Source organism: Vibrio sp. B181a (assembly GCF_030248375.1).
GTDB lineage: Bacteria > Pseudomonadota > Gammaproteobacteria > Enterobacterales > Vibrionaceae > Vibrio > Vibrio campbellii.
This window is the reverse complement of record NZ_JAHGAD010000038.1, coordinates 23,840-36,987: the sequence shown is the minus strand read 5'-3', so window position 1 is coordinate 36,987 and position 13,148 is coordinate 23,840. Positions and strand designations below refer to the sequence as shown.

The 13,148-nt window shown below is 46.0% G+C and carries 10 protein-coding genes; 4 read left to right on the top strand and 6 right to left on the bottom strand.

Annotation, left to right across the window (positions count from 1 at the left end; translation table 11 throughout):
- The first annotated feature begins 2 nt into the window (after positions 1 to 2).
- The 4 genes from KIO97_RS16955 to KIO97_RS16940 all read left to right on the top strand — a co-directional run bounded on the left by KIO97_RS16955 (position 3) and on the right by KIO97_RS16940 (position 6,853).
- Positions 3 to 893, top strand: a complete 891-nt coding sequence (locus KIO97_RS16955; RefSeq protein WP_285383507.1) for an N-acetylglucosamine kinase — start codon at positions 3 to 5, stop codon at positions 891 to 893.
- Positions 894 to 901: 8 nt separating this feature from the next.
- Positions 902 to 2,821, top strand: a complete 1,920-nt coding sequence (locus KIO97_RS16950) for a beta-N-acetylhexosaminidase (protein ID WP_285383506.1) — start codon at positions 902 to 904, stop codon at positions 2,819 to 2,821.
- Positions 2,822 to 2,907: 86 nt separating this feature from the next.
- A complete protein-coding gene (locus KIO97_RS16945; protein ID WP_285383505.1) occupies positions 2,908 to 5,316 on the top strand; it encodes a GH36-type glycosyl hydrolase domain-containing protein in 2,409 nt (802 codons plus the stop codon).
- A 124-nt stretch (positions 5,317 to 5,440) separates the two neighbouring features.
- A complete protein-coding gene (locus KIO97_RS16940; RefSeq protein WP_012128848.1) occupies positions 5,441 to 6,853 on the top strand; it encodes a phosphoglucomutase/phosphomannomutase family protein in 1,413 nt (470 codons plus the stop codon).
- 94 nt (positions 6,854 to 6,947) lie between these two features.
- Here the strand turns inward: KIO97_RS16940 and KIO97_RS16935 are convergent, their stop codons facing one another.
- From KIO97_RS16935 to KIO97_RS16910, 6 genes are all read right to left on the bottom strand, one after another.
- Complete coding sequence (locus KIO97_RS16935; protein WP_285383504.1) at positions 6,948 to 7,979, bottom strand: ABC transporter ATP-binding protein; 1,032 nt, start codon at positions 7,977 to 7,979, stop codon at positions 6,948 to 6,950.
- A complete protein-coding gene (locus KIO97_RS16930) occupies positions 7,979 to 9,604 on the bottom strand; it encodes an iron ABC transporter permease (RefSeq protein WP_285383503.1) in 1,626 nt (541 codons plus the stop codon). The genes KIO97_RS16935 and KIO97_RS16930 overlap by 1 nt, the downstream gene beginning before the upstream one ends.
- 99 nt (positions 9,605 to 9,703) lie before the next feature.
- Positions 9,704 to 10,717: a Fe(3+) ABC transporter substrate-binding protein gene (locus KIO97_RS16925; protein ID WP_005439400.1), complete on the bottom strand. Its 1,014-nt coding sequence runs from the start codon at positions 10,715 to 10,717 to the stop codon at positions 9,704 to 9,706.
- Between the two features lie 151 nt (positions 10,718 to 10,868).
- The gene (locus tag KIO97_RS16920; protein WP_005439399.1) at positions 10,869 to 12,098 is read right to left on the bottom strand and encodes an ammonium transporter; all 1,230 of its coding nucleotides are present in this window, start codon (positions 12,096 to 12,098) and stop codon (positions 10,869 to 10,871) included.
- A gap of 25 nt (positions 12,099 to 12,123) precedes the next feature.
- Entirely contained in the window at positions 12,124 to 12,462 is a 339-nt protein-coding gene (locus tag KIO97_RS16915) for a P-II family nitrogen regulator (RefSeq protein WP_005439398.1), read from the bottom strand.
- Between the two features lie 188 nt (positions 12,463 to 12,650).
- On the bottom strand, positions 12,651 to 13,019 hold the full coding sequence (locus KIO97_RS16910) for a YacL family protein (protein ID WP_005439396.1): 369 nt from the start codon (positions 13,017 to 13,019) through the stop codon (positions 12,651 to 12,653).
- Between the last annotated feature and the right edge of the window lie 129 nt (positions 13,020 to 13,148).

Here is a 13,148-nt window from a genome sequence, read left to right as displayed (position 1 = left end):
ACATGGGGATGTATTTTGTAGGTATTGATGGCGGCGGCACCTCATGTCGCGCTCGTATCAAAGACGCACAAGGCAACTTCATCGGCGAAGCAAAAAGTGGCAGTGCCAACATTATGTTGGGAGTAGAAGTCGCAATGGCATCGATTCTAGAATCTATTGCTTCAGCGGCACAACAAGGCGGCCTAACTCAACAAGACTTTGCCTCAATGCACGTAGGTTTAGCGCTTGCGGGGGCTGAACATAAAACTTCTTGGCAAGCATTCATGGCTTTAGAACATCCTTTTGCAAGTATGACACTCAATACCGATGCTTACGGAGCATGTATTGGTGCGCATAACGGTGAAGATGGCGCAATCATGATTGCAGGAACCGGTTCTTGCGGCATTTTCCTTAAAGGCCTTGAGCAACATGTCGTCGGTGGGCGTGAATTCCCAATCTCAGATCAAGGTGGCGGTGCAGTCATGGGGCTGCGTCTGATCCAACAAGTATTACTAGCAGAAGATGGCATCCGTGAAAAAACACCTCTAACCGCACACGTCATGAATCATTTTGAAAATGACGTCGACAACGTAGTGGCGTGGTCTAAACAGGCTTTGCCTCGCGATTACGGTCAATTTTCTCCTGCTATTTTCCAACATGCAGAACAAGGTGACGTGTTGGCAATAGAAATGCTTAAACAAACCGCAGCGGATATTGAGATGTTTTTAGTGGCTTTGAATAAGCGCGGTGCAACTCGTATTTGTTTGATGGGCAGCATTGCCGAGCGAATCTTGCATTGGTTATCTCCACCGGTCCAACAATGGGTGGTAGAGCCTCAGTTTGATGCGATTGAAGGAGCCATTATGTTTGCTGGCAAACCAGAGCATAACCTTTACTCAGTGAGTGTCGAGTAGGAGTGAAGATGGAATACCGTGTTGATTTAGTGGTCCTTTCTGAGCAAAAACAAAACTGCCGCTTCGGACTCACCTTTCATAACTTGAGTGACCAAGACCTAAACAGCTGGAGCTTAACTTTTGCTTTTGATCGCTACATCCTTCCTGATAGCGTTTCAAATGGCCACCTGACTCAAGTTGGTAGCTTTTGTACGCTCAAGCCTGAGGGCATGGTACTGGCAGCCAACCACCACTATTACTGTGAATTTAGTATTGGCTCCAACCCATTCCGTTATTACTCGGATGGCTTTAACGAGGCGATGATCGACTTTGTGGTTGATGGTACTCCTCAACGTGCACAAGTGGACGTCACTCCTATCGTTCTCGCTTCACCGTATCGTGAACGCAGTGAGATTCCAGCAAGCTTGACACATGCTCAACCTTTACTGCCTAAGCCAAATCATATTGAAGTCAGCGATCAGTCTTTTACCTTTGATGAGCAAGCTGGTGTCGCGATTTATACCGACTTAGCCACTTCTGCCAAATCGTGGTTACAGGATGAGTTAGAGCGAATCTATCAATTTGAGCTACCTTCTTCAAACAGCGGAAAAATCCTGTTCAAAAGTAATCCAACCTTGGATGAAGGCACCTACAAGCTAAAAGTCTCTGAAGAGTCGATCAAGATCGAAGCTGGCTCTTCATCAGGTTTTACTCATGCTTGCGCGACCTTATTGCAACTTCTAAAACGAGACGAAACGACCAATACCATGGACGTGGTGTGTTGCTCTATTAAAGACAGCCCTCGTTTTCGATACCGCGGCATGATGCTGGATTGCGCTCGCCATTTCCATTCCGTAGAGCAAGTAAAACGCCTGATCAACTTATTGGCACACTACAAGTTCAACACGTTCCATTGGCACCTCACTGACGATGAAGGCTGGCGCATCGAGATCAAATCTCTGCCTCAGCTTACGGATATTGGTGCATGGCGCGGTATTGATGACACCATCGAACCGCAATACACCCATTTATCTCAACGCTACGGCGGCTTCTATACGCAAGAAGAAATCAAAGACGTTATCGAATTTGCAGCGCAACGCGGCATCACCATCATTCCTGAAATTGATGTTCCTGGTCATTGCCGCGCGGCAATCAAGTCTCTACCACATCTATTGGTTGAAGCAGAAGACACCACTGAGTATCGCAGTATTCAGCACTACAACGACAACGTCATCAACCCTGCTCTGCCGGGTAGTTACGAGTTTATAGACAAGGTACTTGAAGAAATCGCAGCTCTCTTCCCTGCCCCATATGTTCACATTGGTGCAGACGAAGTGCCTAATGGAGTCTGGTCGAAAAGTCCTGCTTGCCAAGCGTTTATGGAGCAATTGGGTTATACCGATTACAAAGAACTGCAAGGCCACTTCCTACGTCATGCAGAAGACAAACTGCGCAAACTGGGTAAACGTATGCTGGGTTGGGAAGAAGCTCAACACGGCAACAAAGTCAGCAAAGATACGGTGATCTACTCATGGCTAAGCGAAGAAGCGGCATTGAACTGTGCTCGCCAAGGCTTTGATGTAGTGCTGCAACCCGCACAAACCACTTACCTAGATATGACCCAAGACTACGCACCTGAAGAACCGGGCGTGGACTGGGCAAACCCACTGCCACTAGAAAAAGCTTACAACTACGAGCCGTTAGCAGAAGTCCCTGCCGACGACCCAATCAGAAAACGCATTTGGGGCATTCAAACCGCTCTATGGTGCGAAATCATCAACAACCCATCGCGCATGGACTACATGATTTTCCCTCGCCTGACTGCCATGGCAGAAGCATGTTGGACTGAAAAACAACACCGCGATTGGACCGACTATTTATCACGTTTGAAAGGTCACCTTCCTCTGCTCGACTTGCAAGGAGTGAATTACCGTAAACCGTGGAAGTAATACCAAGCTAGATGCCAACGCATCACGCTTAAAGAGTTTTTAAATTTTTGGCTGCAGGCGCAGCTTAGTAAAAAGGAAATACACAAATGAAATACGGCTATTTCGATAACGAGAATCGCGAATACGTCATCACTCGCCCTGACGTACCAGCACCATGGACAAACTACCTAGGTACTGAGAAGTTCTGTACGGTTATCTCGCACAACGCGGGTGGCTACTCGTTCTACAACTCTCCAGAATACAACCGTGTTACTAAATTCCGTCCAAATGCGACATTCGATCGCCCAGGACACTACGTTTACCTACGTGATGATGAGACAGGTGATTACTGGTCAATCTCTTGGCAACCAGTTGCGAAAAGCCTAGACGAAGCAAACTACGAAGTTCGTCACGGCTTGTCTTACTCTAAGTTCAAGTGTGAATACAGCGGCATTACCGCAACAAAAACTCTGTTCGTGCCAAAAGGCGAAGACGCTGAAATCTGGGATGTAGTGATTAAAAACACCTCAGATAAACCACGTACGATCAGCGCATTCTCATTTGTGGAGTTCTCATTCAGCCACATTCAATCTGATAACCAGAACCATCAGATGTCTCTGTACTCTGCTGGTACGTCATACAACGAAGGCGTAATTGAGTACGACCTGTACTACAACACCAACGATTTCGAAGGTTTCTACTACCTAGCTTCAACATTTGACCCAGATTCATACGACGGTCAACGTGACAGCTTCCTTGGCCTATACCGTGACGAAGCAAACCCGCTAGCGGTAGAACAAGGTAAGTGTTTCAACACAGCACAAACGTGTTACAACCACTGTGGCTCTCTGCACAAGCAATTCACTATCCAGCCGGGTGAAGAAGTGCGCTTTGCTTACATTCTAGGTATCGGTAAAGGCAATGGTGACCGTCTACGTGCTAAATACCAAGACCTTGCAGAAGTCGACAACGCATTTGCAGGCATCAAAGCACACTGGGATGAGCGTTGTGGCAAGTTCCAAGTGAAATCGCCAAACGAAGGTCTAGACACCATGATCAACGCTTGGACACTGTACCAAGCAGAAACTTGTGTGGTGTGGTCTCGCTTTGCTTCATTCATCGAAGTGGGTGGTCGTACTGGTCTGGGTTACCGCGATACAGCGCAAGATGCGATCTCAGTTCCTCATGCTAACCCTGCAATGACGCGTAAACGTATCGTTGACCTGCTACGCGGTCAGGTGAAAGCGGGTTACGGTCTACACCTATTTGATCCAGATTGGTTCGATCCAGAAAAAGCTGACGTTAAACCATCGAAATCACCAACAGTTGTTCCTACTCCGTCTGATGAAGACAAGATTCACGGTATCGAAGACACGTGTTCTGATGACCACCTATGGCTAGTCCCAACCATCTGTAAGTACGTAATGGAAACGGGTGAGCATAGCTTCTTCGACGAAGTGATCCCTTACGCAGATGGCGGCGATGCAAGCGTTTATGACCACATGAAAGCAGCGCTAGACTTCTCTGCGGAGTACGTGGGTCAAACCGGTATCTGTAAAGGTCTGCGTGCGGACTGGAACGACTGTCTAAACCTAGGTGGTGGTGAATCTTCAATGGTGTCGTTCCTACACTTCTGGGCACTTCAAGAGTTCATCGACCTAGCAAAATACCTAGGTAAAGAAGCCGACGTTGAGAAATACACGGAAATGGCAGCAAACGTTCGTGAAGCGTGTGAAACACACCTTTGGGATGATGAAGGCGGTTGGTACATCCGTGGCCTGACGAAGAATGGCGACAAGATCGGTACAGCGCAACAAGCGGAAGGCCGAGTACACCTTGAGTCAAACACGCTTGCAGTACTTTCTGGTGCGGTATCTCAAGAGCGCGGCGAAAAAGCGATGGACGCGGTCGACGAGAACCTGTTCTCTGAATACGGCCTTCACCTAAACTCACCATCTTTTGCAACACCAAATGATGACATCGGCTTCGTAACTCGCGTTTACCAAGGCGTAAAAGAGAACGGTGCAATCTTCTCGCATCCAAACCCATGGGCTTGGGTAGCTGAAGCGAAACTGGGTCGTGGTGACCGTGCAATGAAATTCTACGATGCACTAAACCCATACAACCAGAACGACATCATCGAAAAACGTATTGCAGAACCATACTCATACGTGCAGTTCATCATGGGTCGTGACCACCAAGACCACGGTCGTGCAAACCACCCATGGTTAACAGGTACATCTGGCTGGGCTTACTTCGCTGTTACCAACTTTATCCTTGGTGTACGTACAGGATTCGATGGCCTGACTATCGATCCATGTATCCCAACTAACTGGCCTGGTTTCGAAGTGACTCGTCAATGGCTAGGTGCAACGTACAACATCAAAGTGGTTAACCCTGATTCAGTAAGCAAAGGCGTTAAGTCAATTACTGTGAACGGTGAAGCAGTAAATGGTGCATCTGTACCAGTTCAAGCGAAAGGTTCAGTAAACGAAGTTATCGTTACTCTAGGTTAATCATCTTTTAGGGGGGCCTTCTCCCCTTTTGATTTATCCGATGCACTTGAGTTTGATGAGTGCATCGGTTCGCTAGCAAAGATTTAAGAGGCGGTGGGATGCCGCTCTTATCGAGGATCGAATCATGATCAAATTTGGTACAGGCGGTTGGCGTGCATTTATTGGTGAGGAGTTCACTAAAGATAATGTACGCTTAGTGGCTCAAGCAGTAGCAAACATTACCAACAACGAATCCGCTGCTGATCGCGGCTTTGTCATCGGCTATGACCGTCGTTTTCTTTCTGATAAAGCTGGTCGCTGGTTTGCAGAAGTATTAGCAGCAAACGGTATTGTGGTTAGCTTTATCGACAAGTTTGTCCCAACGCCTATCGTAATGTTTAAAGCTAAGGAAATGGGCTGCGCGTACTCTGCATGTATTACCGCATCGCACAACCCAGCCGATTACAACGGCATCAAAGTCTTCATCGAAGGCGGTCGTGACGCAGATGAAATCATCACCCAAAAAATTGAATCACAAATCGCTACGCTAACTGCGCAAGATGTTAAAAGCGTCGATTTTGAGCAAGCGGTTGAAGACAAGCTGATTCAAATCATTAACCCAATGAACGAGTTTGTTGACTCGATCATCGACTTTATCGACATCGAAGCGATCAAGAAAGCGAATCTACGCGTGTTGATCGACCCTATGTTTGGTGTTGCGAAAAACGCGCTACAAACCGTGCTGATCAACGGCCGTTGTGAAGTCGACGTGATCAATGACGGCAAAAACCCAGATTTCGGTGGCTTAATGCCATCACCAAGTGCTGCAACCCTTTACCGCTTGATGCACCTAGTGGAACAAGAAGGCTATGACATCGGTATCGGTACCGATGGCGACGCAGACCGTCTTGGTATTATCGACGAGAAAGGTAACTTCATTCATCCAAATGAAGTACTACTGCTGCTTTACTACTACCTACTTGAATACAAGGGCTGGACAGGCTCAGTGGTACGTAACATCGCAACCACTCACCTGTTGGATAAAGTTGCAGAAGATCACGGCGAGAAATGCTTTGAGGTTCCGGTAGGCTTTAAGCACATCAGTTCTCAAATGGAAGCTGACGATTCATTGATTGGTGGTGAAAGCTCTGGCGGCCTAACTATTCGCGGCCACATCAAAGGTAAAGACGGCGTATTCGCATCAAGCCTATTGGTAGAAATGATTTCAGTAACTGGCAAAAAACTGTCTGAGTTGCTGGATGAGATCTACGGCAAGTACGGTTATGCCTACATGGCGGAAGGCGATTGCAAATTCAAACCGACGCAAAAAGAAGTACTGTTCAACAAGATTTATGTTGAGAAGCAGTTGCCTGAGTTTGAGTTTGAAATCGAAAAAGTCAGCTATGAAGATGGTGCGAAAGTGTACTTCAAGAACGGCGGTTGGATCATCGCTCGCTTCTCAGGTACTGAACCATTACTACGAATTTTTGCAGAGATGCAAGATAAAGACACTGCAGAACGTGTTCTTCAGCAGTTTAAAGACTTCTTGTCTCTATAACTGACACCTTGTGCCCGCTTCGAGCACATTACCTATAGGTGAAGAGCACTTGCCCGGCATTAACGCCGGGCCTTTTTCTAATGGGGCAACCAAATTAGGCGAAAGCTAGCACGCCTTGCGTTTCTACTTTTACCGTCACACTATCACCAACATTCAACGCTTGAGTTGAAGTTGCTAACAGTCGGTCACCATTGACATCAATCACGTAGCGGCAGTGGTCACCCATAAAGTGCTGCTCAAGTACTTTTACTGCACTCTCTTCATCCGCCGCGATTTGAACATGTTGAGGACGTAACAGTAATGCACATTCAGCATCCACTTGGATTTCTTGCTGAGCATTAGCTTCCACCACACCGAGATGAGTTTCAAATTCAATGTCAGAAATGCGCTTCGCAGCAAGGTAACTACCACCACCTAAGAAGTCTGCGACAAACTTACTTGAAGGTTGGTAGTAAAGCTCAGAGGCTGTTCCGTATTGCTCGATTACACCATGGTTCATTACTGCCATCTTATCAGCAAACGCAAACGCCTCTTCACGACTGTGAGTAACGAAAATTGCGGTAACGCCTTGCTCTTTAAAGATTTTACGAATTTCACGGATCAGTTCATGACGAACTTGAGTGTCGATATTGGAAAATGGTTCATCCAACAACAGAAGATCCGGTTTGTAAGCCAGTGAACGGGCAATCGCCACGCGCTGCTGCTGACCACCAGAAAGCTGGTGAGGATAACGATCACCGTAACCTTTAAGGTGAACCAAGCCGAGCATTTCTTCTACTTTGAGGAGCTTTTGCTGTGTCGTTTCATTTTTCAAGCCAAAAGCAATGTTCTCAGCCACTGTCAGATGCGGGAATAAAGCGTAATCTTGGAAGATCATACCAATATTACGCTGCTCTGGTGGCAACCAGTTTTCGCCGTCATCAATAGTCAGGCAGTTCAAACTCATTTGACCTGAACTCAGAGGAAGCAGGCCTGCAATGGCTTTCAAAAGCGTTGTCTTACCGCAACCACTCGCGCCGAGCAAACAGACAATCTGTCCTTGTTCCACTTCTAAAGAAAGAGACTCCAGAACAGTCTGATCGTCATACTGACAAGTTAGGTTTTTAATCGATAGTGCGCAGCTCATCAGTGACTTTGCTCCAGTGAACGGTTAACAACAACAAGCGGGATTAACCCAACAAGAACCAGTAATACTGCTGGTAGAGCAGCAAGTTCCAAATGCTCGTCCGAGGCGAAGTTGTACACATACGTCGCCAAGGTTTCAAAGTTAAATGGTCGCAGTAGTAGTGCCGCATTAAGTTCTTTCATCGACTCAATAAACACCAACAAACCAGCAATCAGTGCACCACGCTTAACCAGAGGGAAGTGCACTCGCCAAAGCATGGTATTTGGCGTACAGCCCATAGTACGGGAAGCCATATCCAGCGACGGGGAAATCTTGTTTAGGTTACTTTCCACACTACCAATCGCCACAGCGGAGAAACGCACCACCATCGCGAAAATCAGCGCAAACATAGAGCCAGAGAAAATAAGCCCAGGCCTGCCCCATTCCATCGCTTTAGCAATATCGTTAACACGGTGATCCATAAATAGCACCGCAACCATTACACCAATCGCAAGTACAGTGCCTGGAACCGCATAGCCCATCGAAGACAGACGCATGAAAGCTAAGCTAGAGCGGCCGCCGTTTACGCGTTGACTGAAGTTCACAGTCAATGCAATCGCAACACCTATGATGGCAGCAACGACTGACACCACCAAACTATTCCATGCATATTCACGAAATTCCGGAGTCCAGCTTTGTGCAAAGTAAGTAATGGCGTAATCAATTAACTGTAGCAATGGGAAAATAAAGGCTACTGCAACGAGACCCCAACACCAAATCAGTGCGCCCCACTTTCGCCAACCTTGAAGTTCATAGCGAAAATCTTCATGGCTATTAAACTGGCTTTGGAACAACTTCTGTTTGCGGCGGCTATAACGCTCTGCGCTCAGTAATAGCACCACGATCATCAACATCATTGCTGAGATCTTCGCGGCTGCATTTAGGTTCGAGTAGCCTAACCAAGTATCGTAAACCGCCGTAGTAAGGGTGTTCACTGCAAAATAGCTGACGGTGCCGAAGTCACCAATAGTTTCCATTGCAACCAGAGACAAACCAACAGCGATAGAAGGCCTTACAAGGGGTAAAGAGATGCGCCAAAAACTTTCCCAAGGAGAACACTTCAATAAGCGTGCACTTTGTAGCAAAGAAACGTTCTGCTCCATAAATGCAGCACGACAAAGCAAGTAAACGTATGGGTAAAGAACAAGAGAAAGAACGAAAGTCGCACCACCTAAGGTACGAATATCAGGGAACCAATATTCACCCGGCCCCCATCCCGTTATATCACGTAAGAAGATTTGAATTGGTCCCGCAAAATCAAACCAATCCGTAAAAATGTAACCAATGATATAACCCGGCATCGCAAGTGGTAGAACTAAGGCCCACTGTAACCATTTCTCGGTTGGCAGCTTACACATCGCCATAAACCAAGCACTTGGAATACCCAGAATCAAAGAGAAAAGCATCACACCCGCAGTCAATGCAACGGTGTTGTATATGTAGGTAGGCATGACTGTCGACATCAAATGTGTAAACAAGTCATCCGTTTCGCCAATGGCGGTGTAGAAGATCGCTAAGATCGGCAAAACCAGTAACAGGGTGATAGCCCCACTACTGGTTTTCCATAGAGAATGTTTATTCTTCATTGCCTAAATACTGCAAGGCTTTATGAAATACAAATGCGGCTGCAAATACATCTCATATCCTTTAATAAAATGGGGGTACAGTTATACCCCCACATGGAATTAAAGGTCAAATTTCACTTCATCTAGTAGCTTGATTGCTGCTTCATGGTGAGAAGCGATGTCGTCTAGAGAAATCGAATCCGCTTTGAAGTCACCCCAAGATTCCACAAGCTCAGAACGCTTAACACCTTCCTTCACTGGGTACTCGTAGTTTACTTCTGCGTACATTTGCTGCGCTTTGTCACCCGTTAGGAATTCCATAAGCTTCACAGCGTTATCTTTGTTTGGAGAGAACTTAGCCATCGCCATACCAGAGATGTTTACGTGCGTACCTGTTGTCTCTTGGTTAGGGAAGTTGATGTATACCGCATCAGCCCAAGCTTTTTGCTCTTTGTCATTAACCATCTTACCTAGGTAGTAGCTGTTACCTAGAGAAACGTCACATAGACCTTCTTTGATTGCTTTAACTTGAGCACGATCGTTACCTTGAGGCTTACGAGCTAGGTTTGCTTTTACGCCTTCTAGCCATTCTTTTGTCTCAGCTTCACCGTGGTGAGCGATCATAGAAGACACTAGAGATACGTTGTAAGGGTGCTTACCGCTACGAGTACAGATTTTGCCTTTGAACTCAGGCTTTGCTAGGTCCGCGTAGTTGAAGTCGTTACCTAGTTTGCCAACACGGTCACGTGAAGAGTAAACGTTACGAGTACGTAGAGTCAGAGCAAACCACTCGTTTTCTTTGTCTTGGTACTGTGCTGGTACGTTTTCTTCGATGATTTTGCTGTCTACCTTTTGAACCAGACCTTTGTTAGTCAGTTCAGCTAGACGGCTGATATCTGTAGTAAGGATTACGTCAGCTGGGCTGTATTCGCCCTCTTGAGCCAACTTCTCTGCTAGACCTTTTTTCGCAAACTTAACGTTTACTTTAATGCCAGTTTCTTTAGTGAACTCGTTGAACATAGGTTCAACTAGGAAAGGTTGACGGTAAGAGTACACGTTCACTTCTTCAGCAGCCATTGCCGTTGGAGCCAGAGTAGCGCAAGTAATCGCTGAAAGAGTTAGCAGTTTTTTCATTGTTTAATCCTTTACCATGCTAATGATAACGTTTATCAGTTGCGTTATTATATGCATGTTCAATAAGAAAACAATTAATCAATAAAAAAACCTGCTCATTGGAGCAGGTTTTTTAATGTTAAGTTTGTAACTATTTATTACATTGTGAGTGTTATTTCACAGTCACGAATTCTGGGTAAGCACCAACACCACAGTCATGCATATCCATACCTTCTAGCTCTTCGTCTTCCGATACGCGGATACCGATTGTCGCTTTCAGGATTGCCCATACCACTAGGCTTGCACCAAATACCCAAGCAAAGATAACTGCCGCACCTAGAAGCTGTGCACCAAACGTTGCATCACCGTTGCTCAGTGGCACAACCATTAGGCCGAAGAAACCACACACACCGTGAACTGAGATAGCACCTACTGGATCATCAATCTTAATCTTATCCAAACCAATGATGCTGAATACTACTAGCGCACCTGATACCGCACCAATCGCCACAGCATAAAGCGGTGATGGAGATAGAGGGTCAGCCGTGATAGCAACAAGACCAGCTAACGCACCGTTCAGAATCATAGTCAGGTCTGCTTTACCCCAAGTTGTCTTACATACAAATAGTGCGGCAATTGCACCTGCAGCAGCTGCAGCATTAGTGTTTAGGAAAATTTGACCAACTGCAGTCGCGTTCTCAAAATCCGAAACCATAAGTTGAGAGCCGCCGTTGAAACCGAACCAACCGAACCAAAGGATGAACGTACCCAATGTAGCGAGAGGCATGTTTGAACCTGGGATTGGGTAGATTTCGCCGTTTTTACCGTATTTACCTTTACGTGCACCCAGTAATAGTACGCCTGCTAATGCTGCTGAAGCACCGGCCATGTGTACGATACCTGAGCCCGCAAAGTCACTAAAACCTGCTTCTGATAGGAAACCACCACCCCAAGTCCAGTAACCTTCCATTGGGTAGATAAATGCCGTCAGTACCGCTGAGAAAATTAGGAAAGACCAAAGCTTCATACGCTCTGCAACCGCGCCAGAAACCACTGACATTGCTGTTGCTACAAATACTACTTGGAAGAAGAAGTCCGACTCTAGAGAGTGGTCTGCACCTTCACCTTGTGTGCCAATTAATGCACCAAATGATGGTAACCAACCGCCTTCACCGTTATCGACATACATAATGTTGTAGCCAACCAATAGGAACATGGTACAAGCGATCGCGTAAAGACAGATGTTTTTAGTTAGAATTTCTGTTGTGTTTTTAGAGCGAACTAAGCCCGCTTCTAGCATGGCAAAACCTGCTGCCATCCACATTACCAACGCACCGGAAATGAGGAAGAAAAAGGTGTCGAGTGCGTAACGTAATTCAGTTACTGTTGTTGTTAATTCCATGATAATTCTCCAATCCCTTGAATTCTTAAAGTGCTTCTGCGTCCATTTCACCAGTACGGATACGCACCGCTTGGTTCAGGTCGTAAACAAAAATTTTGCCGTCACCAATCTTTCCGGTCTGCGCCGCTTTTGTGATGGCTTCTACCACACGTTCCACATTGTCTGCATGGGTTGCGATTTCTAGTTTTACTTTTGGTAGAAAGTCGACTTGATACTCAGCACCACGGTATAGCTCCGTGTGGCCTTTCTGACGACCAAAACCCTTAACCTCTGATACTGTCATCCCTTCAATACCAACATCAGCCAATGCTTCGCGAACATCGTCTAACTTAAAAGGTTTTATAATGGCATTAATGATTTTCATTGAATCTTCTCCGCAGCTTTCATCCTGAAACAGTTTTATTAATCCAAGCGGCGTGCCAACTTTTTATCTCATTGATTTATATAGAATTAGTAAAATTAACAAACTTATAAACAAAAAGGGCGCACCATATCGGTGCGCCCTTTTCACAAATATAAGGCAATTCAACTCTAACTACCCAAAACTGTGCATTAAATGTTCAAAAAGTCTTTCCATTGCTCTATCAAGGCACAAAAGTCTTCAATACCACAGCTGGCTGTACTCTCTGCATCGTAGAAATCAAACTCGCTTTCCATTTCCACTTCATACTCATGACCAAGTGCGTTTTCTTGCACTAACACCTCATCACCGTGGATCATCAAACTGATCTCTGCACCTGTTAACCTATGCTCTTGAGATGGCGAAGAAAATGCCTGATCAATTAAAGCTTCTACCTGAGCGATTTTTGCTGGGTCTTTGCCTATTTCTTCTTGCAACCAACGACCCACAATCTCATGCCCCATGCTGCATTTGACATAGTATTCGCCCATCAATGTGTTGCGGATGAATTCAAATTCCATCGTGATCGCCTTTTCGTATCAATTTGGTGCGGAGTATACAGGGAGATGTTGAATGGGAGAAGTGAGAGACGAGAGCTCTCTCAATGGCTTGTTTAAAAGAGATTCCCGACTACACTCCTTCGTCGCTTT